The organism is Altererythrobacter aquiaggeris, from assembly GCF_037154015.1.
GTDB classification, from domain to species: Bacteria; Pseudomonadota; Alphaproteobacteria; order Sphingomonadales; family Sphingomonadaceae; genus Aestuarierythrobacter; species Aestuarierythrobacter aquiaggeris.
Window position 1 is genome coordinate 1,609,490 of the sequence record NZ_JBANRL010000001.1, and the last position, 20,210, is coordinate 1,629,699.

Sequence of the window (20,210 nt, forward strand, 5' to 3'; positions counted from 1 at the left end):
GAACGGCGATCATTCGGCCATGGAAGGGTCGTGCCGGGGCCGGCATCATTGACCCGATAGTAACCATTGCACCCTATCGCGAACGCATGAGCACCCGCGCCGCCCCTTCCAATCTTTATGCGGGTTTTGTTACCAACCTTTTGCAATCGGCCGCTGCCCGCAAGCTGTTGGTCTTGACGATTGTTTTCGTCCTGTCTGTGTCGATGTTGACGACGATAGTGTTGCAAACCGGCCTCGTTATTCAAATTTCCCAATTTGCCTGGTTCCTGCAAATTGCCGCGGCATTGTTCTTGCTGTCTGTGTGGTGTTTTGCGCGCCACGACGATTTTCGGTTAGCACATGCGGCGATCATCACCGCTGTTGCGACGATTTCACTTATGCTTTGCGGCCTGGTTTCGAACACCGGATTGCGCTTGAAAATGCCGGTGGCAGATGACCGCCTGGCCGCGATGGATGCAATGCTGGGGCTTGATATGGCGGATGCTGTCGTTCTCACCGCGCAAACGCCGTGGCTGTCAGATCTGTTGGCCTTTGCCTACAATTGGTCATCCCTGGCAGTGGTGGCGGCAATTGTCGGTTTGCTGGCCTTCAAGCAAATCCGGCGCAGTTGGGAACTGACACTGACGGTTGTAGTGGCCATGCAGATGGTCGCGGTAATATCGGTTTTCTTCCCGGCGAAGGGTACAGCGTTTTTCTTCGATCTCGCTTACCTGCAAGGCAATGGCATTCCGGTTGGTGCAGCCGTTTATGCGGGTGACACCTTCGACCGCTTTTACCATGGCTCTGATCTGCTGGTCGGACTTGCAGACCTTAATGGCGTGGTGGTTTTTCCATCATTCCATACGGTGCTGGCATTGCTGGCGACACAAGCTCTGTGGAATGGCCCGGCCAGAATACTCGCCGTCATGTGGACAGCGTTGGTGATCGTTTCAACCGTTCCAATGGGCGGGCATTACGTTGTCGATCTGGCTGCAGGGGTCGTCGTCTGGATTTCCGCCTACACGGTCGCCACGTGGGCAGAATATGGCCCGGCCGGCCGCTCCGCCGTCAATAGCCCATCAGGCTGAGTACTTCCTTGCGGCTGCGCTCGTCCTCCAGAAATGTGCCCATCATCCGGCTTGTTACCATCCCGACACCGGGCGTACGCACACCGCGCGCCGTCATGCAGGCGTGATTTGCCTCGATCACAACCGCCACGCCCTTCGGATTGAGATGATCCCAGATACACTCCGCCACTTCGGCAGTAAGGCGCTCCTGAATTTGCAGCCGCCGTGCAAAGCCGTGCAGCACACGTGCCAGCTTTGAAATACCGACAACACTGTCACGCGGTAGATACGCGATCGCAGCCTTGCCGATAATCGGTGCCATGTGATGTTCGCAGTGCGACTGGAACGGAATATCTTTCAGCAGCACGATTTCGTCATAGCCGCCGACCTCTTCGAATATACGCGACAGATGCACGGCCGGGTCCTCGCCGTATCCCTGGCAATATTCCAGCCACGCGCGTGCCACCCGTTTTGGCGTATCGACCAGCCCTTCGCGTGACGGATCATCTCCCGACCATTCGATCAAGGTCCGGATCGCTTCCTGCACATTTTCGGGGACATCGGGTTTGCCGAACGGGTTATCTTCGTCAGGTCCGACCAGGCTGCTCATTTTGCGTTGTCCTTGGTTAGCTTGTTCTTGGCGCGTGTCAGCACGGTCCTGCTCCGAAACAAGCCGCCATTGGCAAATGGTTCGAACATCTCATCGGGCGTTTCAGGGTCGAGCAATTTCGATTCGGCCACCGTGGATTCGGCTGCGTTAAGCTCGGGCGGATCGAACCGCCGCAAGGTGCGGCTTCGTTCACGCCCGATATTGGCAACCATGTTGGCCATCGAACCATAGCGGGAAAGCAAAGCGGGAACTTCGCCGATTTCCAGCCCGCAATGCTCGGCCAGCAGCGAATAACGCATCTGCTTTATCGGTTTTGCCGCAGCGGCATTGCCGGGCCGGTTCGCATCGATGAACAGGTCGCATTCACTGTCCAGCCCCAGCGAACGGTTGTTCATATTGGCCGACCCGATCCGCAGGATTTCGTCATCGATGATCATGATTTTGGCATGGACATAGATCGGGGTTTCACCGGTGTAAGGGACAAACAGATTGAACCTGTTGTGCTTGTCAACCTCGCCCAGGACGCGGAGCAATTCGACGCGGGCGTGGTCCATCGCCTGCTGTTCCAGCCAGCCATCGGCGTTTTGGGGGTGAACGATCACCACTTCGGGCGGATTGTCTTCTGCCAGCCGCTTGCACAATGCATCGGCAATCTTGCGCGATGCGAAATACTGGCTTTCGGCATAAATCAGATTTTTGGCTTGCCCTATTTGCCGTACAAACAGATCGGCAATCTCGTTGATTTGCGGTGAGCCCTTATATTCCGCACGCGTGCGGGCAATGCCGATTTCAACGTCTTCGAACATGACTTCCAGCCCGTCCGGCCATACAGAAGCGTCCGTCGGCTCGAGTTTGGACAGGGGTTTCCCGCCGGCGCGCACCCACCTGTCCTTGCCCAGATCTTGCAGCGCACCGGCGATCTCGCCCTCCACCATCATGGTTGCATCGTGCCACGGGCCATATTGCGAACCGCGAGGGCGCTTGCGGCGCGGATCATGTTCAAGATGCTCGCGCGTGTCCCAGCGGTGCGTCGTCATGTCGATCCCCCCGCAAACCGCAACCTTGCCGTCGATGACGACGATTTTCTGATGGTGGCTGCAGGCGACCGGGTGGGCGGTGTCGAAATTGATATCGATCCGCCTTCGCGGCCACCACCGCAGCAGATCGACCGCCATCGAGCCGCGGCCGAAAAATTTAACCAGACCGTAACTCCATTTGAGGATCTTGATATCCAGATCCTTGCGGTGCCGGTTAAGCCACAAGACGAAGCTGCCCAGCCGGATCGGCGGCTGCTCGCTACGGCCCTTCTGGTACCACCGCCGCCCTTCGGTAAGGTGGATCCGGGTATCGAAATCCCAGCCAATCAGCAGAATGCGTTGCTGCGCCTTCAGCATGGCTTTTTGCATGGAGTCGAAATAATTGGCCGCATCGACGATGACGGTCGCCCGCGATGCCCGCGCAAAACGCCAGACACCGGGGGCGACTGATTCGTCGTCCATCCCTTCGGCTCTGGGCAGACTGGTTTCTAGAATTCTGCCCAATATCCTGACCTATTCCTTCGCTTCGTCCTTGGCTTCCGGCGTCACCTCGGCGGCGGCTTTTTCGATCTTTTTGCGTCGTTCGAACACTTCACGCATGTGCTGCTCGTCATCGTCGGTCAAGTGCTTTGCGAAATCGGGAAAATGCTCCTTTTCCTCTTCTTCGATATGATGGCGATAATCATGGTCGAGCTGTTTGAACTTGATCATCCATGCTGCGGTGGACATATCCGTAGCGGCAAGATCGTTCATCGCTTCTTCGAGTTCGTGATGCTCGGCTACCGAATGGCGGGTTTCATCGGTAGTCGGCGGCTTTCGCAACATGGTCGAATAGAGCGCCTGTTCTTCTGCGGATGCGTGGCCTTTTACTTCACGGGTAAATTCACGGAACAGCGCCTCGCGCTCATCGCTTTGGCCGCTGGTCTGCATCAGCTTGTCGAGAATTTCGCGGTGACGGTCATGATCGGCCTTGAGCCGTTCGAAGATTGCTGACGTATCGGTCATGGGATTATTTCTCCGCTGGATTGGTGTTCGCAGCATCAACTCGCGAGCGCCGACAGCGTTCCTTGAACGCCGCGTGGTGGTGCGGACCGGGGCAAAATAATTCGTCCTTGGCGCGCGGGAACAACAACCCCTTCAAGTCATTGAATTCAGTATGAAGCCCGCGGCGGGCGCTTTTGCCCCGTTGCCGCATTAAATCAGGAGCCATTATGCCACGCTCAACTCTTCAAAAATTCACCGCTGCTGCCAGCACCAGTATCCTCGCACTTGCCCTGACAGGCTGTGCCGCAGTTGGGGGGGGCGAAATTCCGTCCGCATCATCGCCGATCACGCCAAGCGAGGCGAAAATGGGTTCGGACGCCCATCCGCAACTGCTGAACGAATTCGGCGGCGCGATGACCGGCCCCTACGCCAATTATGTCGAGCGTGTGGGCAAGAACATTTCGGTGCAGTCGGGCCTGGGCAACGCGCAGGAAGATTTTACCGTCTCCCTGCTCAATTCGTCGGTAAATAACGCTTTTGCGATCCCCGGCGGCTACGTTTACGTAACCCGTCAGCTGGTCGGTCTGATGAATAACGAAGCGGAACTCGCAGGCGTGCTTGGCCATGAGGTCGGCCATGTTGCCGCGCGCCATTCAGCCAAACGTCAGGCCCGCGCGCAACGAAATTCGATATTCGGCGCGATCGGTCAGGTCTTGTCGGGTGTGCTACTGGGCGACAGTGGTCTTGGCCGCATCGGACAACAGCTATCCTCGCAGGTTCCGCAGCTCGCCACTTTGAGCTATTCGCGTAATCAGGAATTGCAGGCGGACGAACTCGGCATCCAGTATCTGAACAAGGCGGGATATGATCCGCGCGCCATGGCCACACTGTTGTCCAGCCTCGCAGCGCAAAACTCGCTCGACGCGCAGTTGCAGGGCCGCGGCGATGCCACCATGCCCGAATGGGCATCCACCCACCCCGATCCGGCAAGCCGGGTGCAATCGGCACTTGGCAAGGCGCAAGGGATGACCGGCGTCACCAATCGCGACACTTTCCTGACGCGGATCGACGGGCTGATTTACGGCGATGATCCCAAACAGGGCATCATCGAAGGCAGCACCTTCACCCATCCCGATCTGCGTCTGTCTTTCACCGCCCCGCAAGGCTTTTACATGGTAAACGGGACGCGCGCTGTCTCGATCAACGGCACCAGCGGCCGCGGGCAACTGACGACCGCACAATATAGCGGAAATCTGGATAATTATGTTCGCAGCGTGTTCACTTCGCTGGGTAGCGAGCAGCAACAGATCGCGCCGCAGGAAATGCAGCGCACAACGGTAAACGGAATTCCGGCAGTATATGCGACCGCGCGCGTCAATAACGGGCAGGCCAATGTCGATGTCGTTGTGTTCGCTTACGAATTTTCGAACAGTTCGGCTTTCCACTTCATAACGGTCAGCGAAGCGGGCCGTTCGGATGTCTTTTCGCCAATGTTCCAGTCCATGCGGCGGATCTCCACCGCGCAGGCCAATGCAATTGTTCCGCGCAAGATTGCCGTCGTAACCGCCGGTAGCGGCGATACGGTCCAGTCGCTGGCAAACCGGATGGCTTATACAGACGGCAAGGTCGAACGCTTCCGCGTGCTTAACGGCCTCAGTTCCACCGCCGGCATCCAGGCCGGGCAGAAGGTCAAGATTGTCGTAAAATAAAGCGGCAAATTTGTCGGCAAAGAAAAAGGGCGCCGGGGGAAACCCCGACGCCCTTGTTTTTGGCTAGGCCAAATTCGTCCGTCAGGCTTATCCGGCCATTTTGGTCGAAATTGTGCCGAAGGTCGAGCTCAGCTGGTTGCCGAGGCCGCCCATGGCGCCGATGGCAGCAACTGCGATCAGAGCTGCGATAAGGCCGTATTCGATTGCTGTCGCGCCGTCTTCGTCGCGGATTAGCTTGTTCAAGAACTTCATGTGTAGTCTCCTGGTTTCAGTCTTCGGTACCCGTGCCCCCTTCGGATCAAAGATCAGAAAGCAAGCCTTGGCTTCTTTATTGGTCAGATGTTGACAAATCGTTTCTCTTAACTGCCCATTACGGCGGTAACCTTCGAAGTTACCGTTCCCCAAAGGCCGGTATTTTCGTTGGCAACACCCTCAAGTGCACCGATCATCGCAATGACGATCAAAGAAACGATCAGCCCGTATTCGATGGCCGTTGCGCCGGAACAATCTCCAATGATTCTTTTCAGGAAATCATTCTTACGCAAAGCCATTCCCCTCGAATGCGTTATGACCGAGGACCCTTCTGACCCAATAGTCCTAACAAAAGGTTTCCGGAGATCTCAAAAGTGAAAAAAATTCCGACATGGGTGCCCGTGGTTGCGGCTGCGATTACCGGCTCGTCAGGTAAAATCCTTTTGCATCAGCGACCTGCCGGCAAGGACCATGCAGGGCTGTGGGAATTCCCCGGTGGAAAGGTGGAACCCGGCGAGACCCCTGCAGAGGCGCTGGTAAGGGAAATCGCCGAGGAACTGGGCATAAAGCTGACCACAGATCACCTGCAACCTGCCGGATTTGCCCAAGGCATTACCGGATCGGGCGGTAAACAGATTGTAATTCTTCTTTACACTTGCCGTCACTGGAAGGGTGATCCGCAGGCAATGGAAGGCAATGAATGGGGCTGGTTCACGCAGGCGCAGGCCGCTGCGCTGGCAAAACCTCCACTTGATGTCGAACTGCTCGGCCAGCTTGGCAGATGAAATAAATCATCACATCCGCGCATGGCCCACTTGCCAAGCGAGATGACCGCTTATATGTGCCGCCCCTCAAGTGCGCCCGTAGCTCAGCTGGATAGAGTACCTGACTACGAATCAGGGGGTCGGAGGTTCGAATCCTTCCGGGCGCACCACAAAAAGGCCGCCCATCGGGCGGCCTTTTGCGTTTGTGGCTTTCGCTAGCCGGCTAGCCCAGATCAGGCCTGGCTATATCAGGCTTGGCCAAGCACCAGAAAACGCTCCTCACGCAGACGCACCAGATCAGCCGGAGCCAGTCCGGACAACGCTTCCAGCTCTTCCGAAATGGCTTTACCCAGCGCCTTTGCCGCTTCGGCCGGGCTGCGGTGCGCACCGCCGACGGGCTCCTCCACAATCCGGTCGATCACACCCAGTTTTTCCAGATGTTGTGCGGTAATCCGCATCGCTTCGGCTGCATCGGGCGCCTTTTCCGCGGTGCGCCATAATATCGAGGCGCAGCCTTCGGGTGAGATAACCGAATACACCGCGTGTTCCATCATCAGCACACGTTCGGCGCTGGCCAGTGCCACCGCGCCGCCCGATCCGCCCTCGCCCACAATCGCGGCAACCATCGGCACGCGCAGCGCAAGGCAGGCTTCGGTCGAACGCGCGATCGCTTCTGCCTGACCGCGCTCTTCGGCTTCGACACCGGGAAATGCACCGGATGTATCGACCAGCGTGACCACCGGCAGCCCGAACCGGCTTGCCAGACCCATCAGCCGGATCGCCTTGCGGTATCCTTCGGGCTTGCCCATTCCGAAATTGTGCCGCAGCCGGCTTTCGGTGTCCTTGCCCTTTTCATGTCCGATCAGCATGACCCGGCGGCCATCCAGTTTGGCAAAGCCGCCGAGGATCGCCTCGTCTTCGCCAAACAGACGATCACCGCCCAGCGGGATGAATTCGTCAAACGCGTGTTTGACATAGTCCAGAAAATGCGGCCGTTTGGGATGCCGCGCAACCTGCGTTTTCTGCCACGGTGTCAGCGCCTTGTATGTGTGCGAAAGCAGATCGGCGCTCTTTTGTTCGAGCCGTTCCAGCTCCGCCGAGATATCCACCTCGTCACCTGCGGAGGCATTGCGTAATTCGGCAATCCGCTTTTCAAGTTCGGCAACGGGTTTTTCAAATTCAAGCCATGTGATCATCGTTTTGCAGCTAGTCCCCCTTGCGGCTGCGGGCAAGGCCCCGCTTCGCCGCCGCCCCGCTTGCCAAGCGGGTGACGCTGGTTGACCAGTTCGACCAGCCGCGCTGCATCGACATGCGTATAAATCTGGGTGGTTGCGATATCGGCATGGCCAAGCAATGTCTGCAACACCCGCAAATCGGCCCCGCCTTCAAGAAGATGCGTGGCAAAGGCGTGCCGCAAAACATGCGGGCTGACTTTTTCCGGCGGAATATCCGCGCGCGTCGCCAGTTCCCTGAGCATCTGGAACAGTCGCACCCGCGACAGATGCTTTGCGCGCGACGGGAACAGGTAGCGCCCCTCGCCCACGCGCACTTCAAGCCAGCGGGACAATGCCTGCACCGATCGCCCGCTGACGGGGACCATCCGCGCTTGCCCGCCCTTGCCTGTCACGGTCAACAACGGGGCATCGCGCGGGACGGCGGACAGCGGCAGCGAAACAAGCTCTGTTGCGCGCAGGCCGGAACCATACAGCAGTTCCAGCAGCACAAGCAGGCGGACCGCAGCGGATTTGCCGCTGCTTGCTTCCAGTTCGGCCTGGGCGAACAGCGCGCCGACTTGTGTGTGGGACAGTATTCTGGGCAGCGGCCTGCGCGTGCCCGGCCTGGGTAATGCGGCGGAGGGATCATCACCGCGCAAACCCTCTTCGCTCAGAAAGCCGTAGAACTGTCTCAAAGCCGAGGATTTTCTGGCCACACTCGAAGGGGCCAGATGCGCCCACGCCTTGCCCAGACTGGCAAGCGCCGCGCCATCGGCCTGCCGTAAATCGCCCAGCAGTCCTTCGCTTGCTTCCAGATCGCGGCGATAAGCGGCCAGCGTATTTGCCGCCGCGCCGCGCTCCGCCGCCAGCATGGCAAGAAAATCATCGATGGCGGAAGTGATCGCCTAACCCCGCGCTACCGCCTCGGCCGCGATCATCCGCGCTTCGGCAGACAGCCCGACGCGGTTCAACGCCGAAACGATATGATAAAGATGCCGCGCGGTCATCTTGTCCCAGCCATCGCCCTGCATACCCAGCCCCGCGAGCATGGCGACCAGCGCAGGATTATTCACTTGCGCTGCGCCCGATATTGCCCGGCTCCATCTGGTTTCGCGCGCCAGATTCACGCCCAGATCGTCAGCAAGGCTGTTCGTGTCAGCTTGCGATAATCTGCCCAGACCAGCCAGACCGGCGAGCAGGAATTTGGACCGGCGCTGGCCGGTGCTGTTATCGTCACTCGCAAATGAATTTACATCGCCCGATGATACGGGTGCGCCGCCGTCGGGCCCTGCCACTGCCAGCAAAGCCCAGCCCGCACTGCCATCATCAACCACAGGTGCCCACAGCGCGGCATCGCGGTCCAGCCCTGCGGTCAGCATCGATGCGATCAGATGCGGTGCCTGTTCAGCCATATCGTCAGACGGGGTAAGCCGTGCCGCGGCATAAGCGGTGAGCACCTGACGGCCATATAACGGCCGGTCGATCGAACCCCAAAGCGCGGTAATCGCCGCAATCCGCGCGGCAGGGTCCTGTGCGACATAGGCGGTTCGCAGCGTGTCGGCGCGCTGCGCGATGTCACCCTCCAGGCCGGGAACCGCATAGACCTGCGAAAAAAGATCGACCACGGCGGAGGCTGACAGCACTCCGCGCTGCGCCGCGATATCGGCATCACGCGCGCGCTGGGCAATCGGCATCATTGGCCCGGTCGCCGATGCCAGAGCATAATAATCACCCGCACCGTCGCGCAGATTTTCGGGAATTTCGATACCCACCGCCCGCGCCAGTGCAAACCGCCACGGGGTCAGCTGGCTTACACCGTCCCACTCTATATTTACCGCACGCCTGCCTCTGCCCGCTGCACCGGCAAACCGCTGCGCCAGAAGCACGTCGATCTGGGGCGCAATCTCGCGGCGCAGCGCACGGTCCAGCTGCGAATTTGCCTGCGATTCTTCGCCTGCATAGGCCGCACAGATCGACCCGAGCATGGTCCATTGCGGACCCTTGCGCTCGCCGCTTTTGAGCCGGACGATCGGGCAAGCGCCGACAATATCCGCCGTCCCGATATATGCATCGAGTGCTGCCGAAGTCAGCGCGCCATTGTAATTAAGCGTATCGACGTCCTGAACCAGCGCCCTGGCCGCAACATGTTCGCCAATCGTGTTGAGCGCGGCTGCGCGCAGTGCGGCAAACTCCACCGGGTTCATCCCCTCCGGCGTGTCCAGCCGGCTGGCCAATGCGCGGCGCAACAGGATGTGGCCCCAGCGCGAAACCATCGGCGATTCTATTCCGGCCAGCGCCGCGCGCACCAGCGAGGCAGGCTGCCTGGCCAGCGAACGGACCGGCAAACCACCCTCCTGGGCGCCAAGTACACCGATGCTTTCCAGCGACCGTCTGGCTGCTGGCGGGATGTCGTATTTCGGCCGCAGGCCGAGCAATTCGTCCAGTTCGTCATTCGACATGTTTTCAATTTCTGCCAGCGATGGCAGGTCGTCAGGCAAGTCCGGGCTGGAGCCGGGTTCTGCAGATGAGCCCGATGGCAGCGGCTGCACCACCGGAACCGAACTGCCCCCGCCGCCCGGCACAGCAGGCGCTGCGGATGCACGCGGTGCGGGAGCCGGTGTCGGCGCAGGTGCGGGTGCGGGCGATTTTGCCGGATTGTCGAACCCGGGCGGCAGGAGCGATTTGGGCGCATCCTGCGCGGTTACCAGTGTGGACGATATGGCGAGCGCCGCACCGCATAGAAGAATGCCGCGCTTCATTCGCTATTCTCCGGCACGGCCACAGGGATCACCACTTCTTTAGTGTCCTGCACACCGCCGTCGATCCAGGCATATATGATCACGCACAGCACCAACGCGCCCAGCGCCCAGCCAATCCGCCTTACATCCATCACCAAAATCGCAATTCCCCAAACCTGTCGCTGTCTTGCGCTTGGCCATACCCTATCTATAGCGGGTGCGGCAATGACGAGTGATACGACAAATACGGCCGGCACCGGTCCGGCGGCATCAGCAATCGCGCGGATCGCCCGCAAACTTGACCGGCCAATCGTGCTGATCGGTTTGATGGGTGCCGGAAAATCCACCGTCGGGCGCAGACTGGCTCACATGCTGGGCACCGGCTTTGCCGATTCGGATCATGAAATCGAAACTGCCGCGCAGCTTTCGATAGCGGAAATATTCGCGCGTTTCGGAGAAGACCATTTTCGCGATGGCGAGAGGCGCGTCATCGCGCGGCTGGTTGACGAAGGACGCGGCGTAATCGCCACCGGCGGCGGCGCGTTCATCAACGCCGAAACACGCGCACTCATTCTGGAAAAAACAATCGCGGTCTGGCTGGATTGCGATATCGAAACGCTGGTGGAGCGCACATCCCGCAAAAACACCAGACCGTTGCTGAAAAATGGCGACCCACAACAGATTCTGACCCGCCTGCACAGCGAACGCGAACCGGACTATGCGCGCGCGCATATCCGTGTGGCGGGGCAGGACGGACCGCATGAAAGCACCGCTCTGCGCATTCTGGAGGCGATCGACGCATGGCTGTAATCCCCGTCGAACTGGCCGGCCGGCCTTATGAGGTTCGCGTAGCCGGCGGGCTGCTGGCCGATCTGCCCGCGCAGTGCGGAGCGTTGTTGCGAAAACGGCGTGTGCCCGTCATCACGGACAGCAACGTGGCGGACCACTGGCGCGCAACTGTCCAGACATCGCTGGAGGCTGCCGGCCTGGAACCTGCGTGGCTGGTGCTTGAGCCGGGCGAAAGCGCCAAGAGCTGGAGCAATCTGGAATATGTGACAAGCTGGCTACTGGCAGAAAGTGTCGAACGCGGCGATCATGTGCTGGCACTTGGCGGCGGGGTAATCGGCGATCTGACGGGATTTGCCTGCGCCATTCTGAAACGCGGTTGCGGTTTCATCCAGCTGCCGACCACGCTGCTGGCGCAGGTCGATTCCAGCGTCGGCGGAAAAACCGCGATCAATACGTCTGCGGGCAAGAACCTGATCGGCGCGTTTCACCAGCCTGCTCTGGTTCTGGCCGATTTGGGCGCGCTGGAAACGCTCCCCGCCCGCGAATTGCGCGCCGGATTTGCAGAAGTTATCAAATACGGAATTCTGGGTGATGCGGCATTCTTCGATTGGTGCGCGCTAAACGCCGCTGCGGTTATCGGCGGCGACCGCGATGCGCGCGAATTTGCCGTTTCGCAAAGCGTCGCGGCGAAAGCCCGGATTGTCGCGCAGGACGAACGCGAGACCAGCGGTGCCCGCGCCTTGCTGAACCTCGGCCATACTTTCGGCCATGCTTTGGAAGCGCAAACCGGCTTTAATGACAGACTGCTGCACGGCGAAGCAGTGGCCTTGGGGATGGTGCTTGCCGCACGCTATTCGGCAGCAAGAGAACTGATGCCGGATGACGATGCCGAACGCATAACGCAGGCGATCGCAGCCGCAGGTTTGCCAACCGAAATTTCCGCATTGGATTTAGGCTGTGACGGTAAGACCCTCACCGGCCATATGCTGCACGACAAGAAAATGGATGCAGGCACGCTCCCGTTCCTGCTGCTGCGCGGTATCGGGCAGGCGTTTACGGCAACCGATGTGAAGCTGGACGATGTGGCGGCATTTCTGGACCGGCAGTTGCGGGCTCACTAGTTTAAGACACATTAGTCGACACAAATTCCGACGCGTTCGCCCGTTTCACTGATAAAGCCGTAACAGCCAAACCGGTTGCTGTCGGCCTGACATTTGCCTGGCGCATCTTCGGGAGCGTCCAGTTCGACCCGGCACTGGCCCTCGCATTCGTTTGCTGCGCGGCAAACCTTGCCGGCATCGGCATAGGGCGTGATGCAATTATAGCGGCCGGCCCTTCCGGCGCGCTGGTAATTGCCGTTTCCGGCCTCGCAAGCGGCCTTGGCGGATTGCGAAAAACCGTCAGGAATGCCGCGCGGACCAGGCATATCGTCAGCAACTGCGACCACCACCTCCGGTACTGCGGGCGCGGAGCCATCGGCGGAAACAGTGCCCGCTCGCTGTTCGGGGGCGCAGGCCCCAAGCGAGAGGACCAGTGCTGCCAACATCGAAATCAGCGCGCGCATTTGATTTACTCCAGTTCGAGAATAACCGTATCTACCGCGAGGCTATCACCCTGCCCGGCGTTTATTTTCGACACTATACCGGATTTTTCCGCGCGGAGGATATTTTCCATCTTCATCGCCTCCACGGTCGCCAGCGGCTGGCCGGCCTCTACCGCGTCACCTTCGGCCACATGAAGCGCGGTGAGCAAGCCGGGCATCGGGCAGATGAGGTATCTTGAAAGATCGGGCGGGATCTTTTCGATCATGTGATCCGCCAGCGCAGCAAACCGTGTGGGCAGCACCCGCGCCTCATGCGTGGCGCCGCGCGTGGTGATTTTCCATCCGGTAATCGTTGGCGCGATCCGGAAGGACAAGGGTTTGCCGTCGAGCTCTGCATGGACCATCGTGTCACCGGGCGTATATTCCATCGCCAGATCGATCTTCTGGTCGCCGACCACGATTGCATCTTCATCCAGCCGGACATCATAGTCGGCCCCGGCAATCCTGACTGTCCAGTCACCGGGGGCGGCGATTTTGCCGTCGAGCCGCTGGTCGATCCGGCGGGCGCGGTCGGCCTGCACGGTCGATATAATCCCCGCGATTGCCGCCAGCGCCCTGTTCAGTTCGTCAGATGCAGGTGCGCCTTCGAAGCCATCCGGATATTCCTCCGCGATAAATCCGGTGGTGAGTTCTCCGCTGCGGAAGCGCGGATGCTGCATGATTGCGCTGAGGAAATCGACATTATGGCCAAGCCCCTCGATCTCGAACGCGTCGAGCGCCTGTATTTGCAAGTCGGCCGCCTCGTCGCGGGTTTTCCCCCATGTCACCAGTTTGGCGATCATCGGATCGTAAAAGATCGAAACTTCGCCGCCTTCTTTCACCCCGTCATCCACGCGCACACCGTCAATACCGCGAATACCGCCCTGCCAGCCTTCGACCGGCGGCTGGTAGCGGACAAGCCGCCCGGTGCTGGGCAGGAACCCGCGATAGGGATCTTCGGCATAGACGCGGTTTTCGATCGCCCAGCCGTCGATTTTCACATCGTCCTGGGTCATTTCCAGCCTTTCGCCGGCAGCAACGCGGATCATCTGTTTGACCAGATCGACGCCGGTGATCATCTCGGTAACCGGATGTTCGACCTGCAGACGGGTGTTCATTTCGAGGAAGTAGAAACTCTCTCCGCTCGGGTCCGCGCCGCTCACGATCAGTTCGACCGTGCCCGCGCTGTAATATCCCACGGCGGCAGACAGCGCGACGCATTGTTCGCCCATCGCCTTGCGCATTTTTGGCGTCACGAACGGCGACGGTGCTTCCTCTACCACCTTCTGGTGGCGGCGCTGGATGCTGCATTCGCGCTCGTTCAGATAGATGATATTGCCGTGCTTATCGCCCAGAATCTGGATTTCGATATGGCGCGGGTTGAGGATGAATTTCTCGATAAACACGCGGTCGTCGCCAAAGGAATTCAGCCCTTCGCGCTTGGTCGCTTCGAAGCCTTCGCGCACGTCTTTTTCATTATAGGCGAGCCGCATCCCCTTGCCGCCGCCGCCTGCGCTGGCCTTCATCATCACCGGATAGCCGATTTCTTCCGAAATCTTCACCGCATGTTCGGTGTCGTCGATCTCGCCGACAAAGCCCGGCACCACGTTGACGCCCGCTTCCATCGCGAGTTTCTTGGATTGGATCTTGTCGCCCATCGCCGCGATTGCGTTTACCGGCGGGCCGATGAATTCGATGCCTTCCCTGGCCAATGCTTCGGCAAAGCTGGTGCGTTCGGACAGGAAACCATATCCCGGATGCACCGCTTCGGCACCAGTCTGCTTGCAAGCTGCGATAATCTTTTCCGGGATCAGATAGCTTTCCGCCGCTGCAGAAGGCCCGATATGCACCGCCTCGTCAGCCATTTGGACAAATGGCGCGCGCGCATCGGCATCGGAATAAACCGCCACCGTGGCGATCCCCATCCGGCGCGCGGTTTTGATGATCCGGCAAGCAATTTCGCCGCGATTGGCAATGAGGATTTTTTTGAACATGGCCTACTCCGCCGCCTCCATCGCTGCTTGCGACTTACACGCACGCCCGCTTGCTCGCATCGGCTCTTCGCCCTTCAGTGCGGTCATCCCCAGCCGCTGGAAAAGCGCGGCGTCGCTGTCATCGCCCGCATTGGGCGCGGTCAGCAATTTGTCGCCGGTGAAGATCGAGTTCGCGCCCGCCATGAAGCATAGCGCCTGCGTGCTATCGCTCATGCTTTCGCGCCCGGCAGACAGCCGCACCATGCTCAGCGGCATCGTGATGCGCGCCGCGGCTACGGTGCGGACGAATTCGATATCGTCGATCTTGGCCATTGGCGTATCGGCCAGCATGTCGCCCAGCACCGTGCCCTTCACCGGCACCAGCGCGTTGACCGGCACGCTTTCGGGATGCTGCGGCAAAGTCGCCAGCGTGTGGACGAAGCCCACTCTATCCTCGCGCGTTTCGCCCATGCCCACGATGCCGCCGCTGCACACATTGATGCCTGCATTGCGAACATGGTCCAGCGTTTCGATCCGCTCGTCAAACTTGCGGGTAGATATCACGCGCTCGTAATATTCGGGGCTGCTGTCGATATTGTGGTTGTAATAGTCGAGGCCCGCCTCGGCCAGAATATCGGCCTGTTTCGGGGTTAGCATACCCAGCGTCATGCAGGTTTCCATGCCCATTGCGGCGACGCCTTTCACGATCTCGGCAATCGCGGGCATATCGCGGTCTTTGGGATTGCGCCATGCGGCCCCCATGCAGAACCGCTGGCTGCCATTATCCTTGGCCTGCGCCGCGGATTGCAGCACCGCGCGCACATCCATCAGCTTGGTCGCTTTCACACCGCTATCGGCATGGACGGACTGGCTGCAATAGCCGCAATCTTCGGGGCAACCGCCTGTCTTGATGCTGAGCAAGGTGCACAGCTGCACCTGATCCGCCGGATGGTTGGCGCGGTGGACAGACGCAGCCTGAAACAGCAGTTCGGTGAAAGGGAGGTTGAACAGCGCCGCGATTTCATCGCGGGTCCAGTCGATCCTTGGCTCAGAGCGGATTTGGGTCATTCAAAAAAGTCCAGATATGAAAACGGAAAGAAAAGCACCGATACCCATACCGAAGCCCAGCGAACTGACGCTCCGATAGAAAGCAATGCGTCTGGGCCGGTTATCGCCTTTGACCTTGCTTTGAATGATTTCACCCATTCCGGCATAGGCGCCGATACCGCCCACTGCGATCAGCCCCACAACCGTAGCAAGCGCAATTGGCCGGATAACCACCACATCTTCCGATGCAATCGTTACAATTCCGCCCAGCGAAACAAGCGACAGTGTCGTCATGTGCTTGAAGAAGTCATACAACCGGTCATCAACCGATAATGCGAGCAGGGTCTGACTATTCCGGTCTGCGTGAGCGGTAGCCTGCTCACTCCCGATTGCGTTTTTAGGCACGATTTCGCTCATTCCGCCGCCTCCAGATCGTCGCCCGCTGGCGGCATATTGTGGCCCAGCAGACGCAGCATATCCGCGCCGCATTCGACCACATTGCTGCCCGGGCCGTAAATACCCTGCACGCCTGCGTCACGCAGGAATTCATAGTCTTGCGGCGGGATTACCCCGCCTGCGACCACTTTGATATCGGCGCGTCCGGCCTCTTTCAGGCGGGCGACGAGTTCGGGGATCAGCGTCTTGTGACCCGCCGCGAGCGAGCTTGCGCCAATCGCATCGACATCCTTTTGAAGCGCCATTGCCACCGTTTCTTCAGGCGTCTGGAACAGCGGTCCGCTGACAACCTCGAACCCCATATCGGTAAATGCGCTGGCGATCACATTCGCGCCGCGGTCGTGGCCGTCCTGCCCCATCTTGGCGACCATGATCTTCGGCTTGCGGCCAAGGCGGCGTTCGACTGCGGCCACGCCGTCCAGCACTTGCTGCCAGCGCTGATCAAACTCGTAAGCGGTTTTGTAGATGCCTTTTACCGGCGTGGGGACGGTATCGTATCGCCCGAATTCAGCCTCCATCGCGGAGGAAATTTCGCCCAATGTCGCGCGCTGGCGGGCTGCATCGACGGCTAGCGCGAGCAGGTTGCCGCCATTCGTGGTGCCTTCGGTCAGTGCCTTCAAAGCCGCCTGACAAGCGCCCTCGTCGCGCGCTTCGCGGTTCTTCTTCAACCGCGCAATCTGGCCCGTCCGTACCGCGTGATTATCGATATCGAGCGTGTCGAGATGGTCTTCCGTTTCGCGGCGATATTTGTTCACGCCCACGATCACCGTTTCGCCCCGATCCACGCTGGCCTGTTTGACCGCCGCCGCTTCCTCGATGCGCTGTTTGGGCATCCCGCTGGCGACCGCTTCCGTCATGCCGCCTACCGCGTCGACTTCGGCCATCAGCACTTCGGCTTCCTCGACCAGTTTCGCGGTCAGCGCCTCGATGTAATAGCTGCCGCCCAGCGGATCGACGACATTTGTGATGCCCGTTTCTTCCTGCAACACCAGCTGCGTGTTGCGCGCGATGCGGGCGCTGAAATCGGTGGGCAGCGCGATCGCTTCGTCCAGCGCATTGGTGTGGAGCGACTGCGTCCCGCCCAGCGTTGCCGCCATCGCTTCCACCGTGGTGCGGATGACATTGTTGTATGGGTCCTGTTCCTGCAAACTGACACCGGAGGTCTGGCAATGCGTCCGCAGCATTTTGGAGCGTTCGGACTGCGCGCCCAGATCGTCCATCACCTTGTACCACAGCGTCCGCGCCGCCCGCAGCTTGGCGATTTCCATGAAGAAGTTCATGCCGATGCCGAAAAAGAACGACAGACGCCCGGCGAAGGCATCGATATCCAGCCCCGTTGCCATCGCGGATTTCACATATTCCTTGCCATCCGCGATGGTGAAGGCAAGCTCCTGCACCGCGGTCGCCCCGGCCTCGTGCATATGATAGCCGCTGATCGAAATACTGTTGAAATTCGGCATGTTGGCGGAAGTATATGTGATAATGTCCGACACAATCCGCATGCTTGGCGCAGGCGGATAGATGTAGGTGTTGCGGACCATGAATTCCTTGAGAATGTCGTTCTGGATGGTGCCCGATAGCTGGTCGGCCGACACGCCCTGCTCCTCCCCCGCGACGATGTAAAACGCCAGCACAGGGATCACCGCGCCGTTCATCGTCATGGAAACCGACATCGTATCGAGCGGGATCCGGTCGAACAGGATTTGCATATCCTCGACCGTGTCGATCGCCACGCCCGCCTTGCCGACATCGCCGACAACGCGCGGGTGATCGCTGTCATAACCGCGATGTGTGGCGAGATCGAATGCGACAGAAAGGCCCTTTTGCCCGGCGGCCAGATTGCGGCGGTAAAATGCGTTGGATTCCTCGGCAGTGGAGAATCCCGCATATTGCCGGATCGTCCACGGGCGCCCCGCATACATGCTGGCCTTCACACCGCGCGTGAACGGGGCAAATCCCGGAAGGCCCGGGTCAGCCGCATCAGCCTTGGTATAGAGCGGCTTGATCGCGAAACCTTCGGGCGTGTCCCAGGTGAGGTCGCGGCCTTTCGACTCTTTATCCGCCAGGTCTTCCCAGTCGGACAGGGTTGGTTTCGCGCTGTCTTCTTTGCTCATGCAAACTCGCTACACTTTTCGGAAGAGGGCTGAAAGTGGGCGAACCGAAATATCCTCGTGATCCTAGCTGAGATTGGCCAGCGCCGGGATGCTGATGCGGCCATCACTTCCCCTTGAACACTGCCTTGCGTTTTTGCAGGAACGACATCGCGCCTTCGATTGCGTCCTGACTGCCGCCCGCCTGCCACTGGCCTTCCGCCTCGTTATGCAACGCGGAGGAGTAATCCAGATCGAGCGCCTTATTGATGTTTTGACGCATCACGCCCAGCGCCAGCGTCGGGCCGGAGGCGAGGCGTTTTGCCAGCGCCATCGCCTCATCCATCAGCGCGTCGTCGGGCACAGCCTTGTAAATCAGGCCCCATTCCTCTGCCTTCTCGGCGGGGATTTTCTCGCCCAGCAGCATCATTTCTGTGGCGCGCGCCTTGCCGATCAGGCGGGGCAGCATCCAGCTTGCGCCGCCATCGGGCACAAGGCCGATGTTGACGAAGGCCTGCAGGAAGTAGGCGCTCGAACCTGCCACCGCAAAATCACCCGCCAGCGCGATGGAACACCCGATGCCCGCCGCCGGACCGTTCACAGCAGTCACAATCGGCACGGGGCAACGCGCAAATTCCTTCATCAGCGGATTGTAGCTGAGGCTGAGCGAATCGTAGGCGCCGCGCCCGCCCATACCCTTGTCCGCGCGGCCCGACAGATCGGCACCCGAACAAAACGCCCGGCCAGCGCCAGTGATCAGTATCGCACGCGCATCTTTCGGATCGGCCAGCACATCGCGGATTTCCACTGCCATATCGGGCGGGCAGGCATTCAGCCGCTCGGGCTGGTTCAACGTAATCGTGGTGACGTCATCCGCCGTTTCGACATTGATCAGTGTGTAAGCCATTGTCTCTCCCGCGCTCCCGTTCAGGAGGTATCAATTTGCTATTTAACCGTCCGATTAATCTGCATCCGGCTACGGAGCAAGTGCAACCTAACTCCTCTGCCTGACGGGGAGAGAAATTGGTGCGCCGCACTCACGCCGCCCGCTCAGTTCGACCAATGCGAACCTTCCCCAGGGGTTTCCATGATCTCGGTCAGCTGGCCCATCATATCCTTGGGGTGGAGAAAGAAAATCGGCGTGCCATGCGCCCCGATGCGCGTGGGGCCAAGAATGCGCTTGCCCAGCCCCTCGAACCAGCTGCGCGCCTCCTCGATATCCTCGACCTCGTAGCAGACGTGATGCTGCGCGCCGGCAGGGTTCTTTTCGAGGAACTTGGCGATGGGGCTGTCGGGTCCGAGCGGCTCGATCAGCTCGATCTGCGTGCCGTGAGTCCCATTTTGGCCGGGCGTATCTACAAAGCAAACCTTCACCCCTTGCGCCTCCAGATCGAAGGGCTTGTGGAACGAGGTCGCGCCCATGACATCGCGGTAATAGCGCACCGATTCCTCGATCGAGGGCGTGGCGACGCCAATATGGTTGAGACGGCCGAGTTTCATCCTAAAATTCCCGTGAGCCAAACATCAGCTGTACCATAGCATCTTCCGTTAGTCGGTTGTCAGTTTTGCCAAGGTCTTCACGCATTGCACGTAATGCCTTCGCCATCGCAGATTGTGCTTCCCTCAGGAGATCGGGATGTCGAAAAACCTGTCCGACGGCTTCTATAACTTGTGGCGACCCCTGTATTCCAATCTGACCACGAATGTTGGCCATCCTCGCCAGCGCATCAGTATGCCTCTGCTTATCTCTAGCGGTGAAGCTCAATTCGCCGAGTGTGACGAAGTAGGCCGAATATAGCTGCCATTTGGCCTCTCTCTCGAATTTGGATTTTTCGAACCGATTTGTTGCGTAGGCTTGGATCGCACCACCGACGAAGGCAGCGATTAAGCCAATGAGAGCGATGAGAATCCCGTTCATG

The 20,210-nt window shown here is 59.5% G+C and carries 22 protein-coding genes and 1 tRNA gene; 6 read left to right on the plus strand and 17 right to left on the minus strand.

Annotated features, from left to right (window positions below):
• The first annotated feature begins 86 nt into the window (after positions 1-86).
• Positions 87-1,067, plus strand: coding sequence for a phosphatase PAP2 family protein (locus WFP06_RS07895; RefSeq protein WP_336986670.1), 981 nt, complete (start codon positions 87-89; stop codon positions 1,065-1,067).
• On the opposite strand, the gene folE is transcribed toward WFP06_RS07895, so the two are convergent.
• Genes folE through WFP06_RS07910 form a run of 3 tightly spaced genes read right to left on the minus strand, consistent with a single transcriptional unit; the run spans position 1,048 to position 3,698 of the window.
• Positions 1,048-1,656, minus strand: coding sequence for a GTP cyclohydrolase I FolE (folE, locus tag WFP06_RS07900; RefSeq protein ID WP_336986671.1), 609 nt, complete (start codon positions 1,654-1,656; stop codon positions 1,048-1,050). The genes WFP06_RS07895 and folE overlap by 20 nt on opposite strands.
• Positions 1,653-3,155: a phospholipase D-like domain-containing protein gene (locus WFP06_RS07905; protein WP_336986672.1), complete on the minus strand. Its 1,503-nt coding sequence runs from the start codon at positions 3,153-3,155 to the stop codon at positions 1,653-1,655. The genes folE and WFP06_RS07905 overlap by 4 nt, the downstream gene beginning before the upstream one ends.
• Before the next feature lie 51 nt (positions 3,156-3,206).
• Positions 3,207-3,698, minus strand: a complete 492-nt coding sequence (locus WFP06_RS07910; protein WP_336986673.1) for a hemerythrin domain-containing protein — start codon at positions 3,696-3,698, stop codon at positions 3,207-3,209.
• Between the two features lie 206 nt (positions 3,699-3,904).
• Between WFP06_RS07910 and WFP06_RS07915 the strand changes: the two genes are divergently transcribed.
• The gene (locus WFP06_RS07915) at positions 3,905-5,386 is read left to right on the plus strand and encodes a M48 family metalloprotease (protein WP_336986674.1); all 1,482 of its coding nucleotides are present in this window, start codon (positions 3,905-3,907) and stop codon (positions 5,384-5,386) included.
• 87 nt (positions 5,387-5,473) lie between these two features.
• Here the strand turns inward: WFP06_RS07915 and WFP06_RS07920 are convergent, their stop codons facing one another.
• Complete coding sequence (locus tag WFP06_RS07920) at positions 5,474-5,638, minus strand: Flp family type IVb pilin (RefSeq protein WP_336986675.1); 165 nt, start codon at positions 5,636-5,638, stop codon at positions 5,474-5,476.
• Between the two features lie 107 nt (positions 5,639-5,745).
• Positions 5,746-5,937, minus strand: coding sequence for a Flp family type IVb pilin (locus WFP06_RS07925; protein WP_336986676.1), 192 nt, complete (start codon positions 5,935-5,937; stop codon positions 5,746-5,748).
• 75 nt (positions 5,938-6,012) lie between these two features.
• On the opposite strand from WFP06_RS07925, the gene WFP06_RS07930 reads away from it, so the two are divergent.
• Positions 6,013-6,423 (plus strand): (deoxy)nucleoside triphosphate pyrophosphohydrolase, encoded by a 411-nt coding sequence (locus WFP06_RS07930; protein WP_336986677.1) that lies wholly within the window; start codon positions 6,013-6,015, stop codon positions 6,421-6,423.
• A gap of 72 nt (positions 6,424-6,495) precedes the next feature.
• Positions 6,496-6,572, plus strand: a tRNA-Arg gene (locus WFP06_RS07935).
• Between the two features lie 78 nt (positions 6,573-6,650).
• Here WFP06_RS07935 and WFP06_RS07940 read toward each other — a convergent pair.
• From WFP06_RS07940 to WFP06_RS07955, 4 genes are read right to left on the minus strand one after another with little or no spacing between them, the layout of a single operon-like run.
• Entirely contained in the window at positions 6,651-7,598 is a 948-nt protein-coding gene (locus WFP06_RS07940) for an acetyl-CoA carboxylase carboxyltransferase subunit alpha (protein ID WP_336986678.1), read from the minus strand.
• Positions 7,595-8,518, minus strand: a complete 924-nt coding sequence (locus WFP06_RS07945) for a tyrosine recombinase (RefSeq protein ID WP_336987663.1) — start codon at positions 8,516-8,518, stop codon at positions 7,595-7,597. The genes WFP06_RS07940 and WFP06_RS07945 overlap by 4 nt, the downstream gene beginning before the upstream one ends.
• Before the next feature lie 3 nt (positions 8,519-8,521).
• Entirely contained in the window at positions 8,522-10,375 is a 1,854-nt protein-coding gene (locus WFP06_RS07950) for a hypothetical protein (RefSeq protein WP_336986679.1), read from the minus strand.
• Complete coding sequence (locus WFP06_RS07955) at positions 10,372-10,509, minus strand: hypothetical protein (protein ID WP_336986680.1); 138 nt, start codon at positions 10,507-10,509, stop codon at positions 10,372-10,374. The genes WFP06_RS07950 and WFP06_RS07955 overlap by 4 nt, the downstream gene beginning before the upstream one ends.
• A gap of 70 nt (positions 10,510-10,579) precedes the next feature.
• On the opposite strand from WFP06_RS07955, the gene WFP06_RS07960 reads away from it, so the two are divergent.
• Positions 10,580-11,164 carry a shikimate kinase gene (locus WFP06_RS07960; protein ID WP_336986681.1) on the plus strand — a complete coding sequence of 195 codons (585 nt, stop codon included), beginning with the start codon at positions 10,580-10,582 and terminating at the stop codon, positions 11,162-11,164.
• On the plus strand, positions 11,155-12,264 hold the full coding sequence (gene aroB / locus WFP06_RS07965) for a 3-dehydroquinate synthase (RefSeq protein WP_336986682.1): 1,110 nt from the start codon (positions 11,155-11,157) through the stop codon (positions 12,262-12,264). The genes WFP06_RS07960 and aroB overlap by 10 nt, the downstream gene beginning before the upstream one ends.
• 11 nt (positions 12,265-12,275) lie before the next feature.
• Here aroB and WFP06_RS07970 read toward each other — a convergent pair whose 3' ends face one another.
• From WFP06_RS07970 to WFP06_RS08005, 8 genes are all read right to left on the minus strand, one after another.
• Positions 12,276-12,707: a hypothetical protein gene (locus tag WFP06_RS07970; protein ID WP_336986683.1), complete on the minus strand. Its 432-nt coding sequence runs from the start codon at positions 12,705-12,707 to the stop codon at positions 12,276-12,278.
• 5 nt (positions 12,708-12,712) lie between these two features.
• Positions 12,713-14,719 carry an acetyl/propionyl/methylcrotonyl-CoA carboxylase subunit alpha gene (locus WFP06_RS07975; protein WP_336986684.1) on the minus strand — a complete coding sequence of 669 codons (2,007 nt, stop codon included), beginning with the start codon at positions 14,717-14,719 and terminating at the stop codon, positions 12,713-12,715.
• 3 nt (positions 14,720-14,722) lie between these two features.
• A complete protein-coding gene (gene bioB, locus WFP06_RS07980) occupies positions 14,723-15,766 on the minus strand; it encodes a biotin synthase BioB (protein ID WP_336986685.1) in 1,044 nt (347 codons plus the stop codon).
• A complete protein-coding gene (locus tag WFP06_RS07985; RefSeq protein ID WP_336986686.1) occupies positions 15,767-16,162 on the minus strand; it encodes a hypothetical protein in 396 nt (131 codons plus the stop codon).
• Entirely contained in the window at positions 16,159-18,315 is a 2,157-nt protein-coding gene (scpA, locus tag WFP06_RS07990; RefSeq protein ID WP_336986687.1) for a methylmalonyl-CoA mutase, read from the minus strand. The genes WFP06_RS07985 and scpA overlap by 4 nt, the downstream gene beginning before the upstream one ends.
• A gap of 103 nt (positions 18,316-18,418) precedes the next feature.
• Positions 18,419-19,198: an enoyl-CoA hydratase-related protein gene (locus WFP06_RS07995; RefSeq protein ID WP_336986688.1), complete on the minus strand. Its 780-nt coding sequence runs from the start codon at positions 19,196-19,198 to the stop codon at positions 18,419-18,421.
• Positions 19,199-19,341: 143 nt separating this feature from the next.
• A complete protein-coding gene (gene mce, locus WFP06_RS08000; protein WP_336986689.1) occupies positions 19,342-19,791 on the minus strand; it encodes a methylmalonyl-CoA epimerase in 450 nt (149 codons plus the stop codon).
• 1 nt (position 19,792) lies between these two features.
• Positions 19,793-20,209, minus strand: coding sequence for a hypothetical protein (locus WFP06_RS08005; RefSeq protein WP_336986690.1), 417 nt, complete (start codon positions 20,207-20,209; stop codon positions 19,793-19,795).
• Position 20,210: the final 1 nt, after the last annotated feature.